General features: G+C 70.3%; 16 protein-coding genes. 7 read left to right on the forward strand and 9 right to left on the reverse strand.

Going from position 1 to position 16985, the window contains the following annotated elements:
- Position 1 precedes the first annotated feature (1 nt).
- Together ACZ60B_RS03765 and ACZ60B_RS03770 are read left to right on the forward strand one after the other, a co-directional pair.
- Entirely contained in the window at positions 2-982 is a 981-nt protein-coding gene (locus ACZ60B_RS03765; protein WP_469383872.1) for an alpha-ketoacid dehydrogenase subunit beta, read from the forward strand.
- Positions 983-992: 10 nt separating this feature from the next.
- Positions 993-2423 carry a dihydrolipoamide acetyltransferase family protein gene (locus ACZ60B_RS03770; protein WP_469383873.1) on the forward strand — a complete coding sequence of 477 codons (1431 nt, stop codon included), beginning with the start codon at positions 993-995 and terminating at the stop codon, positions 2421-2423.
- Positions 2424-2522: 99 nt separating this feature from the next.
- Here the strand turns inward: ACZ60B_RS03770 and ACZ60B_RS03775 are convergent, their stop codons facing one another.
- Positions 2523-3521, reverse strand: coding sequence for a BRO-N domain-containing protein (locus tag ACZ60B_RS03775; RefSeq protein ID WP_469383874.1), 999 nt, complete (start codon positions 3519-3521; stop codon positions 2523-2525).
- Between the two features lie 147 nt (positions 3522-3668).
- Positions 3669-4571, reverse strand: a complete 903-nt coding sequence (locus ACZ60B_RS03780) for a D-alanyl-D-alanine carboxypeptidase family protein (RefSeq protein WP_469383875.1) — start codon at positions 4569-4571, stop codon at positions 3669-3671.
- A gap of 221 nt (positions 4572-4792) precedes the next feature.
- Between ACZ60B_RS03780 and ACZ60B_RS03785 the strand changes: the two genes are divergently transcribed.
- Both ACZ60B_RS03785 and ACZ60B_RS03790 read left to right on the forward strand, forming a co-directional pair.
- On the forward strand, positions 4793-5443 hold the full coding sequence (locus ACZ60B_RS03785; RefSeq protein WP_469383876.1) for a GntR family transcriptional regulator: 651 nt from the start codon (positions 4793-4795) through the stop codon (positions 5441-5443).
- Positions 5440-6750, forward strand: a complete 1311-nt coding sequence (locus tag ACZ60B_RS03790) for an MFS transporter (protein WP_469383877.1) — start codon at positions 5440-5442, stop codon at positions 6748-6750. The genes ACZ60B_RS03785 and ACZ60B_RS03790 overlap by 4 nt, the downstream gene beginning before the upstream one ends.
- A 114-nt stretch (positions 6751-6864) precedes the next feature.
- Here the strand turns inward: ACZ60B_RS03790 and ACZ60B_RS03795 are convergent, their stop codons facing one another.
- Positions 6865-7689 carry a maleylpyruvate isomerase family mycothiol-dependent enzyme gene (locus tag ACZ60B_RS03795; protein WP_469383878.1) on the reverse strand — a complete coding sequence of 275 codons (825 nt, stop codon included), beginning with the start codon at positions 7687-7689 and terminating at the stop codon, positions 6865-6867.
- Between the two features lie 214 nt (positions 7690-7903).
- On the opposite strand from ACZ60B_RS03795, the gene ACZ60B_RS03800 reads away from it, so the two are divergent.
- Positions 7904-8701 carry a carbon-nitrogen family hydrolase gene (locus tag ACZ60B_RS03800; RefSeq protein ID WP_469383879.1) on the forward strand — a complete coding sequence of 266 codons (798 nt, stop codon included), beginning with the start codon at positions 7904-7906 and terminating at the stop codon, positions 8699-8701.
- A 10-nt stretch (positions 8702-8711) separates the two neighbouring features.
- On the opposite strand, the gene ACZ60B_RS03805 is transcribed toward ACZ60B_RS03800, so the two are convergent.
- Complete coding sequence (locus tag ACZ60B_RS03805; RefSeq protein ID WP_469383880.1) at positions 8712-9218, reverse strand: LURP-one-related/scramblase family protein; 507 nt, start codon at positions 9216-9218, stop codon at positions 8712-8714.
- Positions 9219-9354: 136 nt separating this feature from the next.
- On the opposite strand from ACZ60B_RS03805, the gene ACZ60B_RS03810 reads away from it, so the two are divergent.
- Complete coding sequence (locus ACZ60B_RS03810) at positions 9355-11190, forward strand: NHL domain-containing thioredoxin family protein (RefSeq protein WP_469383882.1); 1836 nt, start codon at positions 9355-9357, stop codon at positions 11188-11190.
- 21 nt (positions 11191-11211) lie between these two features.
- Here ACZ60B_RS03810 and ACZ60B_RS03815 read toward each other — a convergent pair whose 3' ends face one another.
- The 5 genes from ACZ60B_RS03815 to ACZ60B_RS03835 form a co-directional block, all read right to left on the reverse strand.
- Positions 11212-11376, reverse strand: a complete 165-nt coding sequence (locus ACZ60B_RS03815) for a hypothetical protein (RefSeq protein WP_454400698.1) — start codon at positions 11374-11376, stop codon at positions 11212-11214.
- 46 nt (positions 11377-11422) lie between these two features.
- A complete protein-coding gene (locus ACZ60B_RS03820; RefSeq protein ID WP_469384089.1) occupies positions 11423-12481 on the reverse strand; it encodes a glycosyltransferase family 2 protein in 1059 nt (352 codons plus the stop codon).
- Between the two features lie 285 nt (positions 12482-12766).
- Positions 12767-13015, reverse strand: a complete 249-nt coding sequence (locus ACZ60B_RS03825) for a DUF6458 family protein (RefSeq protein WP_469383884.1) — start codon at positions 13013-13015, stop codon at positions 12767-12769.
- 88 nt (positions 13016-13103) lie between these two features.
- Entirely contained in the window at positions 13104-14399 is a 1296-nt protein-coding gene (locus ACZ60B_RS03830; RefSeq protein ID WP_469383886.1) for a M18 family aminopeptidase, read from the reverse strand.
- Positions 14400-14487: 88 nt separating this feature from the next.
- Positions 14488-16314 (reverse strand): acyl-CoA dehydrogenase, encoded by a 1827-nt coding sequence (locus tag ACZ60B_RS03835; protein WP_469383888.1) that lies wholly within the window; start codon positions 16312-16314, stop codon positions 14488-14490.
- A 142-nt stretch (positions 16315-16456) separates the two neighbouring features.
- Here ACZ60B_RS03835 and ACZ60B_RS03840 point away from each other — a divergent pair, with 142 nt between their 5' ends.
- Positions 16457-16930, forward strand: a complete 474-nt coding sequence (locus tag ACZ60B_RS03840; protein ID WP_469383890.1) for an SseB family protein — start codon at positions 16457-16459, stop codon at positions 16928-16930.
- Positions 16931-16985: the final 55 nt, after the last annotated feature.

Here is a 16985-nt window from a genome sequence, read left to right on the forward strand (position 1 = left end):
CATGGCTGTTCAGACGCTTCCTCTCGCGAAGGCGCTCAACGAGTCGCTGCGCAAGGCCCTGGAGACCGACCCCAAGGTCGTCATCATGGGCCTGGACGTCGGCAAGCTGGGCGGAGTCTTCCGGATCACCGACGGCCTCCAGAAGGACTTCGGCGAGGACCGGGTCATCGACACCCCGCTCGCCGAGTCCGGCATCGTCGGCACGGCGATCGGACTCGCGCTGCGCGGCTACCGGCCGGTCGTGGAGATCCAGTTCGACGGCTTCGTCTTCCCGGCGTACGACCAGATCGTCACCCAGCTCGCGAAGATGCGGGCCCGGTCGCTCGGCGCCGTGAAGGTGCCGGTCGTCATCCGCATTCCGTACGGCGGCGGCATCGGCGCCGTCGAGCACCACTCCGAGTCCCCCGAGTCGCTCTTCGCGCACGTCGCGGGCCTCAAGGTCGTCACCCCGGCGAACTCCTCCGACGCCTACTGGATGCTCCAGCAGGCGATCCAGAGCGACGACCCGGTCATCTTCTTCGAGCCCAAGCGCCGCTACTGGGACAAGGGCGAGGTCGACACCGACGCCATCCCGGGCGAGCTGCACAAGGCCCGCGTCGCCCGCGAGGGCACGGACCTGACGCTCGTCGCGTACGGCCCGATGGTCAAGACGTGCCTGGAGGTCGCCGCCGCGGCCGCCGAGGAGGGCAAGTCCCTGGAGGTCGTGGACCTGCGCTCGGTCAGCCCGCTGGACTTCGACACCATCCAGGCCTCGGTCGAGAAGACCCGACGCCTGGTCGTGGTCCACGAGGCGCCCGTGTTCTTCGGCTCCGGCGCGGAGATCGCCGCCCGGATCACGGAGCGCTGCTTCTACCACCTGGAGGCTCCGGTGCTCAGGGTCGGCGGCTACCACGCCCCGTACCCGCCCGCCCGCCTGGAGGAGGAGTACCTGCCGGGCCTGGACCGGGTGCTCGACGCCGTCGACCGTGCCCTGGCGTACTGAGGAGAGGGTCGTGACGACGATGACCGAAGGGTCCGTACGCGAGTTCAAGATGCCCGACGTGGGCGAGGGACTCACCGAGGCCGAGATCCTCAAGTGGTACGTCCAGCCCGGCGACACGGTGACGGACGGCCAGGTGGTGTGCGAGGTCGAGACCGCCAAGGCGGCCGTCGAACTCCCCATCCCCTATGACGGAGTGGTCCGCGAACTGCGGTTCCCCGAAGGAACCACGGTGGACGTGGGCACGGCGATCATCGCGGTGGACGTGGCGGGCGGGGCCGCCCCCGTCGAGGCCCCGGCGCCCGCCGCGGCGCAGCAGGAGGAGCCCCCGGCGCAGAAGGAGCCGGCGGCGCCGGCCCGCACGCCGGTCCTCGTCGGCTACGGCGTGGCCACCTCCTCCACCCGGCGGCGCCCCCGCAAGGGAACGCCGGCCCCGGGCCAGGAGAACCAGGCCGCGGCGGCGATCCAGGGCGAGCTGAACGGCGCGGGCGCGACCGCCACCGCCGGGCAGCGTCCGCTGGCGAAGCCCCCGGTGCGCAAACTGGCCAAGGACCTGGGCGTGGACCTGGCGCAGGTGGTTCCGTCCGGTCCGGACGGCATCGTCACGCGTGAGGACGTGCACGCGGCGGCGGCCGCCGCGCAGGCTCCGGCCGCAGCGGCTCCGGTGACCGAGGCGGCGCCCGTCCCGGCCGTCACCCCGGCTCCGGTGCAGGCTCCGGCTCCGGTCGCGGCGTACGACGCCGCCCGCGAGACCCGGATCCCGGTCAAGGGGGTCCGCAAGGCGATCGCGCAGGCCATGGTCGGTTCGGCGTTCACCGCGCCGCACGTCACGGAGTTCGTGACGGTCGACGTGACCCGCACGCTGAAGCTCGTCGAGGAGCTGAAGCAGGACAAGGACATGCAGGGGCTGCGGGTGAACCCGCTGCTGCTGATCGCCAAGGCCCTGCTGGTCGCCATCAAGCGCAACCCGGACGTCAACGCGTCCTGGGACGAGGCCAACCAGGAGATCGTGCTCAAGCACTACGTCAACCTGGGCATCGCGGCGGCCACCCCGCGCGGTCTGATCGTGCCGAACATCAAGGACGCGCAGGCGAAGACCCTGCCGCAGCTGGCCGAGGCACTGGGCGAACTGGTGTCCACGGCGCGCGAGGGCAAGACCTCGCCGACGGCGATGCAGGGCGGGACGGTGACGATCACCAACGTCGGCGTCTTCGGCGTCGACACCGGTACGCCGATCCTCAATCCGGGTGAGTCCGCGATCCTCGCGGTCGGTGCGATCAAGCTCCAGCCGTGGGTCCACAAGGGCAAGGTGAAGCCCCGTCAGGTCACCACGCTGGCCCTGAGCTTCGACCACCGTCTGGTCGACGGCGAACTGGGCTCGAAGGTGCTCGCGGATGTCGCGGCGATCCTGGGGGAGCCGAAAAAACTGATCACCTGGGCATGACGGTCGCCTCGACCGGATAGGCTCGACGCAGAGAGGGGCCGGCCGCAACTTCGGTTTGCGACCGTCCCCTCTCTGCTGTTCCGGGTCAGGTGTTCCGCATCAGGGCCGGTTGAGCACGTAGACCGGCGCCCCGTCCTCACCGGCGCCCCGGGAGTGGATGCAGGCGTGCTTGCGCAGCATGCGCAGGCTGTCGTTCACCCGGTGCACCGAGAGCCCCGTACGGGCCGCGATGGACTCCAGCGGCTGACGCAGTTCACCCGTCTCGACCAGGACCGGGACGATCGCCACCGCCACCGCCCACACGTCCGACGTCACGGACAGCCGCTGCCGCCAGTCGGCCAGCACGGACTCGGTGGTCGGGTTCACCGGGAAGGCCGCGGCGGGCGCCGGGCGGTCGAGGGCCAGGGCGTCGAGCCGGTTCGCGATGCGCTCCAGGGCCAGCGCCACGGCCTGCTGCGCCGCGAGTGCCTCGCGCTGCATCTCCACCAGGGTGCGCTGCATCTCCGTCATGTTCGTCTGGAGGTCCACCGTGGTGCGTTGCAGGGCGAGCGACTCCTGCCGGGTGACGGCGAGTTGCTCGTCCGCCTGGATGTTGCGCTCCTCCAGTCGGACGATGGCGTCGGCGACCTGCTGCGGCATGGCGTACGCGATGGGGCCGCCGGGTGCGGCGGGCTGCACCTCGGCCTCCTCCAGCGTGTAGGAACCATCGCGCTGGACGGTCTCGATCACCTCGGCGCACCACTGCTTGAAGGGTGCGCAGGCGGCCTTGGTGCAACCGTTGACGAGGAGGATCAGACCCTGGAGGTCGATCATCTGCAAGTCTCGGCGCCACCCCCTGCCTGCGGGAATGCTGACACCGTAACTTCCAGTGACGGTCTCGAGCATGTCTCGATGGTCTTCGGGCACGTGGTCGGAGAGCGCCTTCCGGGAGTTGCTGTAACCCAACTCCTTGCACACGTCCACCGCCGGGAACCAGTGCGCCCCGCCGGGCAGGGTCAGCCTTCGGACCCGGGCGCCCGTGGCCGCGTAGACGAAGTCGCCGACGTCGATCGCGTCGTGCTGCTTGCCCGCGTCGGGCCGCTTGCTGGGTTCATTCATGTGAACCACCTCCGCTGCGGAACGTAGAGCGGAGCAAATCGAATATGCCAGCCAGCTCAATGATGTTCACCGTTGCGGGTGAAATCGGGCGGGAAACACCGAGGGGGTCCTTCCGCCGCCGCGGAAGGACCCCCTCGATCAGATGCGTCAGGCCAGTCGCGCGAAGCCGTAGTTGAGGAGCTTCGTGGCGTCCGTGGCGCGCTGCGTCGCGTTGGTGTCGGCGAGGATCGTGCCGATGACGGTCTTGCCGCCCCGGGTCGCGGCGAAGACGAGGCAGTACTTCGCCTCGGCGCCCGAGCCGGTCTTCACACCGATGGCACCGCTGTAGCTGCTGAGCAGCGTGTTCGTGTTCGTCCACGCGGCCATGGTGCGGGTGCTGCCGGTCTTGGTGATCGTCTTCGCCGTGTACGACTTGGTCTTGACGATCGCGCGGAAGTTCGCGCTCTTCATCGCGTTGCTGGCGAGCTTCGTCAGGTCCTTCGCCGTCGAGTAGTTGCCACCGTTGCCGATGCCGTCGAACGAGTCGAAGTGGCTGTTCGTCATGCCGAGGCTCTTGGCGGTGGCGTTCATCTTGGCGAGGAACGACTTCACCCGCAGGGCCCTGGTCGAACCGGTGCCGTACTTGTCGGCCAGCGCGTACGCGGCGTCGCAGCCGGAGGGCAGCATCAGACCGTAGAGCAGCTGGCGGACGGTGACCTTGTCACCGACGATCAGGTGGGCGGACGACGCGCCCTTGGCGACGATGTAGTCGCTGTACGCCTTCTGGATGGTGACCTTGGCGTCCAGGTTGAGGTTGGACTGCGAGAGCACGACCTTGGCGGTCATGATCTTCGTGGTGGAACCGGTGGACAGCTTGGTGTCCATGCCCTTGTTGTAGAGCGTCGCACCGTTCGCGTTGTTCATCACATAGCCGGTCTTGCCCAGGATCGACGGCGTGGTGACGGCCTGCGCGGGTGCGGCGGCGAAGGCTCCGGTGGCCAGCACGGCGCCCGCGGTGACGGCTACGGCGGCGACACGGCGGCGACGGATGCCCTTAATGCCCTTTATCAAGTGAGTTACCCCGAATAAGTTGAATGCCCCTGTTGTGCGGCCGAGTTGGCGGGCTACAGCGAGAGGGCCGCAAGTGTGTGACACGTAAGTAGCACAGAAGGTTGTGCGGTTGCTGGGTCGGAATTCCCCGAACGGGTGAAGGGCGAGGGGCTCGCCCGCTCCGGGGTCCGGATGCTGGAACGGGCGCCACCATGCGTACGTGATGTATCTATCCTGTGGGCATGAGCCTGGCCGTCAAACAAGCACCCGCCGCCGACCGCGTCTACAGCCACGTCAAGCAAGCCGTCCTGGAGCGTCGTTACGAGGGCGGCACCCTGCTCACCGAGGGCGAGCTCGCCGAGGCCGTCGGGGTCTCGCGCACCCCCGTGCGCGAGGCACTGCTGCGGCTGGAGGCCGAGGGGCTGATCAAGCTCTACCCGAAGAAGGGTGCCCTGGTCCTGCCGGTCTCCGCGCAGGAGATCGCCGACGTCGTGGAGACCCGGCTGCTGGTGGAGGAGCACGCGGCGCGCAAGGCCGTACCCGCCCCCGCCGGTCTCGTCGAACGGCTGGAGGGGCTGCTGGCCCGGCAGAAGGCCCAGGCCGCCGCCGGGGACCTGGCGGGCGCCGCCGTCACCGACCGCTGCTTCCACGCGGAGATCGTCCGCAGCGGGGGCAACGAGATCCTCTCCCGCCTCTACGACCAGCTCCGCGACCGCCAGCTGCGGATGGGCGTGGCGGTGATGCACTCCCACCCCGACCGGATCGCCAAGACCCTCGCCGAGCACGAGGAGATCCTCGGCGCGCTGCGCGCGGGGGACGCGGAGGCGGCCGTCTCCCTGGTCCATCGGCACATCGGCTGGTTCTCCCATCTGGCCCGGGGCGAGGTCCGATGAGCGGCGGTGCCAGGCCCGCGACCGTGCTCCCCTCGGACCCGCCGGGCGGCCGTCGTGCCGTGGCCGTCTGGTCCATCGGCGTCGCCGTCTACTTCGTCGCCGTCATCTTCCGTACGTCCCTGGGCGTGGCCGGACTCGACGCCGCCGACCGCTTCCACGTGGGCGCCTCCGCGCTGTCCACCTTCTCCATCCTCCAACTGCTGGTGTACGCGGGCATGCAGATACCCGTGGGGCTCCTGGTGGACCGGCTCGGCACCAGGAAGGTGCTGGCCATCGGCGCCGTGCTGTTCACGGCCGGGCAGCTGGGCTTCGCGTTCTCGCCGACGTACGGCACGGCGCTCGCGTCGCGGGCGCTGCTCGGCTGCGGTGACGCGATGACGTTCATCAGCGTGCTGCGGCTCGGCTCGCGCTGGTTCCCGGCGCGCCGCGGACCGCTGGTCGCGCAGCTCGCGGGTCTGGCCGGCATGGCAGGCAACCTGGTCTCGACGCTGGTGCTGGCCCGGCTGCTGCACGGCGTCGGCTGGACGGCGGCGTTCGCGGGCAGCGCGCTCGCCGGTGTCGTGGTGCTCGTCCTGCTGCTGCTGTTCCTGGAGGACCACCCCGAGGGGTGCGAGCCGGAGCCGTTCCCGCACCGGGGCGCCGCCTACGTCCGCCGTCAGATCGCCGCGTCCTGGCGGGAGCCGGGTACGCGGCTGGGGCTGTGGGTGCACTTCACCACCCAGTTCCCCGCGATGGTGTTCCTGCTGCTGTGGGGGATGCCGTTCCTGGTCGAGGCGCAGGGGCTCAGCCGGGCCACCGCCGGTGAACTCCTCACGCTGGTCGTGCTCTCCAACATGCTGGTCGGCCTGGTGTACGGCCAGGTCGTGGCCCGGCACCACGAGGCCCGGCTGCCGTTGGCGCTGGGGACGGTGGGGGCCACGGCCGTGGTCTGGGCGGTGACGCTGGCCTGGCCCGGCGCGCACGCGCCGATGTGGCTGCTGATCGTGCTGTGCGCGGTGCTCGGGGCGTGCGGACCGGCGTCGATGCTCGGCTTCGACTTCGCGCGGCCGGCGAATCCGCCGGAGCGGCAGGGAACCGCGTCCGGCATCACGAACATGGGCGGGTTCGTCGCCTCGATGACGACGCTGTTCGCGGTGGGCGTGCTGCTGGACGCCACCGGCGACGACTTCACCGTCGCCTTCTGCGCGGTGTTCGTCCTCCAGGCGCTCGGCGTCACCCAGATCCTGCGCCTGCGCGGTCGGGCGGCCCGGCGGGAGCGGGAGCGGCTGGTGGCGTCCCGGGTGGAGACGGTGCACGTACCGGTGTGAGGGTGAGCGGTCGGGCGGGTGTCCCCCGCCCGTGGCCGGCCCCACCGGGCCGGCACGCCTCCGCATCACCGCGTCACGGCATCACCGCGTCACGGGGTCACCCGCACCACCGGACTACCGGGTCACCGCGAAGTTCCGCAGGATCGCCTCGGCGAGCTCCGGGTCGCCCTCCGCCTTGATCCGGTCCGCCACCGCGTCCGCGGACACCCGGCCGCAGGCCAGACGCACGAAGGTCTCCCAGTCGAGGGTGAGGGTGGCGGCGGGGCCGAGGGCGGGGGCCGTCTCCAGGGTGCCGCGGCCCTGGATGTCGACGCGGATCGTGCGCAGGAACTCGACGGGTCCGTGCACGTCGAGGACGACCGCCGAACTGCGCGGAGCCTGCGCCTTGTCGGCCACGACCTGGGGCAGTCCGGCGAGCAGCACGTCGCGGGCGATGTGCGCGCCGGGGGAGTCGAGGTTGCCCGGACGGCCGAGCGCGGCCCGGAGGTCCTGCTCGTGCGCCCAGACGTTGAACGCGTGGGTGCGCATGGACTCCTCGAGGGTGACCTCGGTGCTGAGGTGGCCGCGCACCTTCGTGCCGGGATCGCGGGACTCGTTGCGCAGCTGACGGTTGCGGCGGATGACCGTGTACTCCAGCTCCGACGTCATCTCCGGCGCCGTGTGGTGGCGGCGGACGTCGACCTGCATCTCCATGTAGCGCTGGTGCTCGTTGGTGACGTGGAACAGGTCCCGCGGCAGGGTGTGGATGGGGCGCGGGTCGCCCAGCATCTCGCAGTCCAGGCCGATCACATGCGAGACGACGTCCCGGACCGACCATCCCGGGCACGGGGTCCGCCGGTTCCACTCGCCCTCCACGAGCGGCTGGACCAGTTCGGATATCGCGTCGATGGAGTGGGTCCAGGCGTCGGCGTAGGGCTGGAGGGTGGGATGCAGACTCACGGAACGGGACCCCTCGGCGGTCGGTACACGGTTGGTTTACGGCGGCGTTGCCAGCGGGAGGTGACAATCGGTGGGTGCCTTGGCTCCCCCTATTCTCGGCTCCGCTCGAATCGGGGGGACCCCCAAGTTACGCTGCTGCGAGGCACCCCGGCAGTGCTTTCGTGTGACGATCGTAGGCCCGTGTGGACGGCTCGAATGCCAGGACGGTGGTAGTGTGCGCGCCTCTTTGATCCAAGTCGCCGTGGACGAAGGCGAATCGACCGCGTCACGCCGGGCGCGGGTGGCTTCTCTGGTACGCGATCGGGCCGGCGCCGCCGACCTGGTGATGCTGCCCGAGCTGTGGACCACGGGCGCCTTCGCCTACGAGCGGTTCGCCGACGAGGCGGAGCCGCTCGACGGGCCGACCCACGAGGCGATGGCGAAGGCCGCGAGCGAGGCGGGCGTGTGGCTGCACGCGGGCTCGATCCCGGAGCGGGACCCGGAAGGCTCCCTCTACAACACCTCGCTCCTCTTCTCCCCCTCCGGAGAGCTCGCCGCCGCCTACCGCAAGATCCACCGCTTCGGGTTCGACAAGGGCGAGGCCGTGCTCATGGGCGCGGGCACGGAACTGCGCACCGCGCGCCTGGCCGGCACGACGGTCGGTCTGGCCACCTGCTACGACCTCCGTTTCCCCGAACTCTTCCGCGGGCTCGTCGACGCCGGCGCCGAGGTCCTGCTGCTCCCGGCCGGCTGGCCGGAGCGCCGGCGCGCGCACTGGACGCTGCTGGCCCAGGCGCGGGCGGTGGAGAACCAGGCGTTCGTGCTCGCGTGCGGAACGGCCGGGACCCATGCGGGAGTTCCCCAGGCGGGTCACTCGATCGTGGTCGATCCCTGGGGCGAGGTCCTCGCGCAGGCGGGTCCCGAGGAGGAGGTCCTCACCGTGGAGTTCGACCCGGCGAAGGTCGCCACGGTCCGGGAGCAGTTCCCCGCCCTGAAGGACCGCGTCCTGGGACTGGCCGCCCCCCTTCGCTGAGGAGCCGGGATCAGTCCCGCACCCGTTCCCCCTCCCGCTCCTGCTCCGCCAGGTGGATGACGCACACCGCCACCGCGATCAGCAGCGCCGGATCGGCGTCCTCCCGTACGACGTCGACGCCGTACGTCTCCCGTACGTGCAGCCACCGCCGGGAGACGACGGCGAGCAGTTCGCCGTCGTACTCGACGGCGAACTCGCGGTCGAGGACCCTGCCGCCGACGTCCAGCTCGGTGCCGTCCACGAGGGACACCCGGTAGTGGTTGCGCAGCAGGGAGAGCCGTTTGCGGCGGATCGTCGCGAGCGGCTCGCCGTCCCGCTCGATCGCCATCGTGTCCCGCAGCGTCAGCATCCTGCGGTGGAAGTCGATCAGGACGCGGCCGCGGGCGTCCTTCAGCTCGAAGGTGTCGCGCAGCCGCATCGCCTTGCCGTCGACGAGGAAGACCTTCTCGCCGTGCTCGTCCTCGATCCAGTAGTCGTCGCCGAAGCCGAGCAGCCGGTCGCGTACCAGGAATCTCATGCCCGCATGACTTCCCCGAAGCGGTCCGGTCGTCACGGAGCGATCACCCTCTGTGTCCGGGGTCCCGTTCCCCGGCACGGATGTGATCCACCAGGGCGGGACCACGCCCCAGCAGCGGTGATGGCACTCTGGGGTCATGAGCGACTCCTCTCCCCGCCGTGCCCGTGTCCGTGCCCCCGAGCTGATCGGCAAGGGCGGCTGGATCAACACGGGCGGGAAGGACCTGAAGCTCGCCGACTTCCGAGGCCGCATATTGATCTTGGATTTTTGGACCTTCTGCTGCATCAACTGCCTGCACGTCCTCGACGAGCTGCGGGAGCTGGAGGAGAAGCACCGGGACACCGTCGTGATCGTCGGGGTCCACTCGCCGAAGTTCGTGCACGAGGCCGAGCACCAGGCGGTCGTGGACGCGGTCGAGCGCTACGGGGTGGAGCACCCCGTGCTCGACGACCCGGAGCTCGCCACCTGGAAGCAGTACGCGGTGCGGGCCTGGCCGACGCTGGTCGTGATCGACCCCGAGGGGTACGTCGTCGCGCAGCACGCCGGTGAGGGACACGCGCACGCGATCGCGCGGCTCGTCGAGGAACTGGAGGCCGAGCACGAGGCGAAGGGCACGCTGCGCCGCGGCGACGGGCCGTACGTGGCGCCGGAGCCCGAGCCGACGGTGCTGCGCTTCCCCGGCAAGGCGCTGCTGCTGCCCTCCGGGACCTTCCTGGTCAGCGACACGACCCGGCATCAGCTGGTGGAGTTCGCCGAGGACGGCGAGACGGTCGTGCGGCGGATCGGATCGGGCGCGCGCGGGTTCGCGGACGGTACGGCGGACACGGCGACCTTCAACGAGCCGCAGGGGCTGACGCTGCTGGACGGGGACGTGGTGGTCGCCGACACGGTCAACCACGCCCTGCGGCGCCTGGAGCTGTCGACCGGCGAGGTGACGACCCTCGCGGGCACCGGCCGCCAGTGGTGGCAGGGCTCGCCGTCGTCCGGACCGGCCCGGGAGGTCGACCTGTCCTCGCCGTGGGACGTGGCCGTCTTCGGCGGCCGGGTGTGGATCGCGATGGCGGGCGTCCACCAGCTGTGGGCGTACGACCCCGCCGCCGGGACCGTCGCGGTCGCGGCGGGGACGACCAACGAGGGGCTCGTCGACGGGCCGGGGGCCGAGGCCTGGTTCGCCCAGCCCTCGGGGCTCGCGGCCACCGCCGACCGGCTGTGGCTCGCCGACTCCGAGACGTCCGCGCTGCGCTGGGTGGATCTCGACGGCGTCGTCCACACGGCGGTGGGCACCGGCCTGTTCGACTTCGGGCACCGGGACGGTGCCGCCGGGCAGGCGCTGCTCCAGCACCCGCTGGGGGTGACCGCGCTGCCCGACGGTTCGGTCGCCGTCGCCGACACCTACAACCACGCGCTGCGCCGCTACGACCCCGTGACCGGCGAGGTGAGCACGCTGGCCACGGATCTGCGGGAACCGAGCGACGCCGTGCTCGTCGGCGAGGACATCGTGGTCGTGGAGTCGGCCCGGCACCGGCTGACCCGGCTGCGGCTGCCGGAGGAGGCGGTGCGGGTGGAGTCGGTCGCCCACCGCACGCAGCGTGCGGCCACCGAGGTGCGGCCCGGCAGGCTGCGGCTGGATGTGATCTTCCAGGCTCCGGCGGGCCAGAAGCTGGACACCCGCTACGGTCCCTCGACCCGGTTGCTGGTCTCCTCGACCCCGCCCGGACTGCTGCTGGCGGGGGAGGGCGCGGACACGGACCTCTCGCGCACGCTGGAGCTGGACCCGGCGGTCACCGAGGGCGTGCTGCACGTCTCGGCGATGGCCGCTTCGTGCGACGACGATCCGGCCAACGAATATCCGGCCTGCCATGTGCACCAGCAGGACTGGGGTGTTCCGGTCCGCCTCACCGAAGGCGGGGCGGACCGGCTGCCGTTGGTCCTGGCCGGCATGGACGGCCAGGAGACGGCGCGGGACGCCTGACGTCCCAGGGCGTCCGGCGGTTCAGCGGCGGCGCGGGCGCGGCGCCAGCTTGAACAGGGCCACTCCGGCCGCCACCAGCGTGGTGGCGGCCACCATCAGGGCCATGCTGTTCATCCACATCCCGGTGGCGGCCAGCGTGGCCCCTCCGGCGCCGGTGGTGCCGACGCCTATCACTCGTCCGTACACGGTCGTTTCTCCTCGGTGCTCAGGTGTCGGCGGAGGGTGTGGGGGCTCAGGTGGCCACCCACTTCTCCTCGCTGCGGCGGAACAGGCCCCACAGCGAGGAGAAGTAGACGGCGTGCTGGAACAGGTCGTAGAGCATCTCCGGGACCATCAGCAGGGCCACCAGGAGTGCCCTGGGGCCGGCGCGACGCACGGAGACGGTCTTCTCGACCACGAAGATCAGGCCGATCGAGGTCCAGAACGGGGACAGGCCGGGCAGGCCGTAGATCGCCGTGGACATGGCCATGAAGGTCAGGTAGACGAGGAAGGACAGCGCGCCGAAGCCCATCAGGAACTGCTGGACGAAGTAGCGGGCGGTGACCCGGGTCCAGCCGTAGTCGCGGAGGTTCTCCAGCGCTCCGCGCTGCCAGCGCAGCCGCTGGTGCCACAGCTTGGGCAGGGTGGGCATGACCTCGGTGACGACCGCGCAGCCGGCCGGGGACATGGCCCGGTAGCCGAGGGTCTTGACCGCCTTGGTCATCTCGTCGTCCTCGGTGAGCGAGGCGAGGCTGTAGTAGCTGTTGCCGCCGCCGATCGTGCCGGCGCGGCGGGCGGCGCGCACCTCGCGCAGCACCCGGGCCCGGAACATGGTTCCGGTGCCGGTCAGCACCTGGGCCCTGCCGCCGGTGCGGTCCAGCTCCCAGGCGTAGCGGTGGAACTCCATGCGCTGGAGCAGGCCGAGGAGTCCGCCGCCCTCCTCGCCGTAGAAGACACCGCCGACGGCGCCGACCTTGCGGTTGAAGGTGGCGATGGCGGTCTCGGTGAACCAGGGGTTCAGCACGGTGTCCGCGTCCTGCACCAGCAGCAGGTCGCGGTCGTCGAGGTGGGGCAGCATCCAGGCGATGGCCTGGTTGAGGGCGCCGGCCTTCTTGTGGGTGTTGCCCTGGGTGTGGAAGACCTGGGCGCCGTGGGCGGTGGCCACGGCGGCGGTGTCGTCGGTGCAGTTGTCGGCGACCACCACGATCAGGTCGGGGCGCCGGTTCTGCCGCCACAGGCCGTCGATGGCGTCGGCGATGCGGTCCTGCTCGTTGTGCGCCGGGATCAGTACCGCGAGCCGGGGGTTGTCCACCGGTTCCTCGTGCGCGGCGTGCGCGCGGCGGGCGCCGTGACGCCCGGAGGGTGAATTGGCCGAACTGGTCGCATTGCCCCTTGCGGCGGGGTCGCCGAGTACCGCCGGGTCGTGCACGGCAGAGCTCCCCCGTCGTGGAATTGCAAGACTCCATGGCCTCTGCGCGACAGAGTCTTCACGATAGCCACATTATTTGACAATGCGGGGTCAACGCTTCACGCTCCGTGACTCACATCGAGTGAGCGGTCCGCCCGCGCGGCCGGGGACTGCGGCGTCGTGCCGGGATCACACGCCGTACCCGTCGGAGTAGCCGTCGCGGTGGTGGTGCCGCTCCTCCTCGACGACGGTGGCCGCGGGCGGTACGACCACCCGCCGGCGCCGCGCGAGTCCGCTGAACGTCGCCACACCGATCAGTCCGACCAGCATCAGGATGATGCCGACCATGTCGAGGTCGACTCCCTGCATGTGCCAGTCGGTCGCGAACGTGAGTATGGCTCCCACTCCGATGAGGATGATGCATCCGCCGAGACCCATCAGGCTCGCCTCCCTGTCCTGACCGGTCGTTCCGGTCCTGGACTGCGGGTACCCCGGCGGGCAACACCCATGCCGCGGCGGGATGTTGCTAACCCGCCAGGAAGGCCGTCAGCGCGTTCGCCAGCAGGTGCGGGTCGTCCGCGCCGCACAACTCCCGTGCGCTGTGCATCGACAGGATGGCCACGCCGATGTCGACGGTCCGGATGCCGTGGCGGGCCGCGGTGATCGGGCCGATGGTCGTGCCGCAGGGCATGGAGTTGTTGGAGACGAAGAACTGGAACGGGACGTCCGCCTTCTCGCAGGCGGCGGCGAACACCGCGCGGCCCGTACCGTCGGTGGCGTAGCGGTTGTTGACGTTCACCTTGAGGATGGGGCCGCCGTTGACGCGCGGGTGGTGCGTCGGGTCGTGCCGCTCGGCGTAGTTGGGGTGGACCGCGTGGCCGGTGTCGGAGGACAGGCAGACGGTGCCGGCGAAGGCACGGGCCCGGTCCTCGTACGACCCTCCGCGGGCGAACACCGAACGCTCCAGCACGCTGCCCAGCAGCGGGCCGTCCGCGCCGGTGTCGGACTGCGAGCCGTTCTCCTCGTGGTCGAAGGCGGCGAGGACGGGGATGTACGGCAGGTCGTCCAGGGCCGCCACCGCCGCCAGCGCCGCGGTGCCGGAGTGCACCGACAGCAGGTTGTCCATCCGCGGACCGGCCACGAGGTCCTTGTCGCGGCCCAGGTAGGCGGGCGCCTCCACGGAGTGCGTCATCAGGTCCCAGCCGGTCACCTCGCCCGCGGCGAGGCCCGCCTCCTCCTCCACGAAGGCGATCAGGTCGCCGTCGCGCACCCGGTCGCCGAGGCCCCAGACGGGCTGGAGGTGGCGCTGCTTGTCGAGCTTGAGACCGTCGGAGTTGACCGCGCGGTCGAGGTGGATGGCGAGCTGCGGCACGCGCAGCAGCGGCCGGTCGACGTCGACCAGACGCGTCGAACCGTCCCGCAGCGTCAGCCGTCCCGCCAGGCCCAGGTCGCGGTCGAGCCAGGAGTTGAGCAGCGGACCGCCGTAGATCTCCACGGCCACCTGCCGCCAGCCGTGCGCGCCGGTGTCGGGCAGCGGCTTGACCCGCAGGTTGGGCGAGTCGGTGTGCGCCCCGACGATCCGGAAGGGGGTGTGCGGCGCGGCGCCCGCGGGGACGTACCAGGCCACGATGGCGCCGCCGCGCAGCACGTACTTGCCGCCGCTCGTCCCGTCCCAGGCGTCCGTCTCCGAGACCTGCCGGAAGCCGGCCTTCTCCAGCCGTTCGGCGGCGTTCGCCACCGCGTGGTACGGCGACGGGCTGGCGCTCAGGAAGGTCATGAGGTCGTCGGTGTGGCCGCGGTCGAAGCGGGAGGGTTCGCTCATGGGTTCACCTTAACGACGGACGAGGGCCCGCTCCCCATCACTGGGAACGGGCCCTCGTGAGGGCTTGGTGGAGCTGCTTCCGTGCGGACTAGAAGGCGGCCTCGTCCAGCTCCATCAGCTCCAGGTCGACGTCCGTGGCGACCTTGCGGGCCAGGGTGACGCCGGGCAGGACGTTGGCCGCGAAGAACTTCGCCGCCGCGATCTTGCCGGTGTAGAAGGCCCGGTCCTTGGCGGAGGCCGTCTCCAGCTTCTCCGCGGCGACCGCGGCGCCCTTGAGCAGCAGGTAGCCGACGACCACGTCGCCGGAGGCCATCAGCAGACGGGTGGTGTTCAGGCCCACCTTGTAGATGTTCTTGACGTCCTGCTCGGTCGAGGCGAGGTCGGTCAGCATCAGGCCGACGATGGCCTCCAGCTCGACGGCCGCCTTGGCCAGGTGGTCGCGGGCGGCGGACAGCTCCTCGCCGCCCGTGCCGATGGCGAGGAACTTCTTGATGTCCTCGGCCAGGGAGTTCAGCGCGGCGCCCTGGTTGCGGACGATCTTCCGGAAGAAGAAGTCCTGGCCCTGGATCGCCGTGGTGCCCTCGTACAGGGTGTCGATCTTGGCGTCGCGGATGTACTGCTCGATCGGGTATTCCTGGAGGAAGCCGGAGCCGCCGAAGGTCTGGAGCGACTGGGCGAGCTGCTCGTAGCCCTTCTCGGAGCCGTAGCCCTTGACGATCGGCAGGAGGAGGTCGTTCAGGGCCTCGGCGGCGGAGGTGTCCTCGCCGGCGGCCTCCTTGATCTGGATCTCGTCCTGGACCGCGGCCGTGTACAGGACCAGGGCGCGCATGCCCTCGGCGTACGCCTTCTGCGTCATGAGCGAGCGGCGCACGTCGGGGTGGTGCGTGATGGTGACCTTGGGCGCGGTCTTGTCCATGAAGTTCGCGAGGTCGGTGCCCTGGACGCGCTCCTTGGCGTACTCCAGCGCGTTCAGGTAGCCCGTCGACAGGGTGGAGATTGCCTTCGTGCCGACCATCATGCGGGCGAACTCGATGATGCGGAACATCTGGCGGATGCCGTCGTGCTTGTCGCCGATCAGCCAGCCCTTGGCGGGGTGGCGGTCGCCGAAGGTCATCTCGCAGGTGTTGGAGGCCTTGAGGCCCATCTTGTGCTCGACGTTCGTCGCGTAGACGCCGTTGCGCTCGCCCAGCTCGCCGGTCTCGAAGTCGAACTCGTACTTCGGGACGAGGAAGAGGGACAGGCCCTTGGTGCCGGGGCCGTGGCCCTCGGGGCGGGCGAGGACGTAGTGGAGGATGTTCTCCTCCATGTCGTGCTCACCGGAGGTGATGAAGCGCTTCACGCCCTCGATGTGCCAGGAGCCGTCCTCCTGCTGGATCGCCTTGGTGCGGCCGGCGCCCACGTCCGAGCCGGCGTCGGGCTCGGTGAGGACCATCGTGGAGCCCCAGCGCTTCTCGACGGCCATCGCGGCGATGTGCTTCTGGACGTCGTTGCCCTCCTCGAAGAGGATGCCCGCGAACGCGGGGCCGGAGGAGTACATCCAGACCGCCGGGTTCGCGCCGAGGATCAGCTCCGCGTACGCCCATATCAGGGAGCGGGGCGAGGTGGAGCCGCCGATCTCCTCGGGCACGCCGAGGCGCCAGTACTCGGAGTCCATGAACGCCTTGTACGACTTCTTGAAGGAGGCCGGCACCGGGGCGGTGTTCGTCTCCGGGTCGAAGACCGGCGGGTTGCGGTCGGCGTCGGTGAAGGACTCGGCCAGCTCGTTCTCCGCCAGGCGGGTCAGCTCGGCGAGGACGCTCTTGGCGGTCTCGGTGTCCATCTCCTCGAACGGGCCGCTGCCGTACAGCTTGTCGCGACCGAGCACCTCGAAGAGGTTGAACTCGATGTCGCGGAGATTCGACTTGTAGTGCCCCATGGCGACGGCTCCGTAGCGGGATCGGCGAGGCGCTGAATCCTCGCGACTGTTTCACTTACCAACAAGTAGCTAGATGATGCTACCCGCCAGTAATAAGATGCAACCCCGATCGGGTCATCTGTGACTCGTTACTCTTTGGGGCATGTACGGCTACGACCAGAGCGCGGGTGCCCAGCAGGGGTACGCCCCGCCGCAGCAGCAGATGCCCGGCGGTGTCGGCGGTTACGGCCAGCAGCCGCCGCTCTACCCGGAACCGTCGCCCCCCTCCCTGGTGGACGCGGTCCGCGCCTTCACCACGGGCCAGGTGGCCGCCGAGGACTTCCAGCAGGTGTTCGCGACCTCGAAGGTGTACTGCCCGCGTGGCGACAACCCGGGCTTCCTCGCGCTGCACAACACCCAGCAGCCGGTGATCCCGATGTTCTCCTCCCTCAAGGAGCTGCGCCGGTACGCGGGCAAGGAGTCCAAGTACTTCGTGATCACCGGCGCCGAGGTGATCGACCTGCTGCCGACCGGGTACGGGTTCGTCCTCGACATGGAGGGCGAGTACCGGATGGTCTTCGACGCCAAAGCCGTAGAACAGATGGTCGAATTCGCGATGCGTCGCATGTACGGCTGACCGGCTGCCCCGGCCGTCCGATCCTGCCGCCCCGGCCGACCCCGATGACACGACC

This window comes from Streptomyces sp. NPDC104096, assembly GCF_055584385.1.

What these genes read in the sequence shown, in the direction of transcription:
- ACZ60B_RS03790 (WP_469383877.1), top strand. Translation starts at nt 5,440, where the DNA reads ATGAGCGGCGGTGCCAGGCCCGCGACCGTGCTCCCCTCGGACCCGCCG.
- ACZ60B_RS03835 (WP_469383888.1), bottom strand. Translation starts at nt 16,314, where the DNA reads ATGGGGCACTACAAGTCGAATCTCCGCGACATCGAGTTCAACCTCTTC.
- ACZ60B_RS03765 (WP_469383872.1), top strand. Translation starts at nt 2, where the DNA reads ATGGCTGTTCAGACGCTTCCTCTCGCGAAGGCGCTCAACGAGTCGCTG.
- ACZ60B_RS03825 (WP_469383884.1), bottom strand. Translation starts at nt 13,015, where the DNA reads ATGGGTCTCGGCGGATGCATCATCCTCATCGGAGTGGGAGCCATACTC.
- ACZ60B_RS03785 (WP_469383876.1), top strand. Translation starts at nt 4,793, where the DNA reads ATGAGCCTGGCCGTCAAACAAGCACCCGCCGCCGACCGCGTCTACAGC.
- ACZ60B_RS03775 (WP_469383874.1), bottom strand. Translation starts at nt 3,521, where the DNA reads ATGAATGAACCCAGCAAGCGGCCCGACGCGGGCAAGCAGCACGACGCG.
- ACZ60B_RS03805 (WP_469383880.1), bottom strand. Translation starts at nt 9,218, where the DNA reads ATGAGATTCCTGGTACGCGACCGGCTGCTCGGCTTCGGCGACGACTAC.
- ACZ60B_RS03810 (WP_469383882.1), top strand. Translation starts at nt 9,355, where the DNA reads ATGAGCGACTCCTCTCCCCGCCGTGCCCGTGTCCGTGCCCCCGAGCTG.
- ACZ60B_RS03840 (WP_469383890.1), top strand. Translation starts at nt 16,457, where the DNA reads ATGTACGGCTACGACCAGAGCGCGGGTGCCCAGCAGGGGTACGCCCCG.
- ACZ60B_RS03830 (WP_469383886.1), bottom strand. Translation starts at nt 14,399, where the DNA reads ATGAGCGAACCCTCCCGCTTCGACCGCGGCCACACCGACGACCTCATG.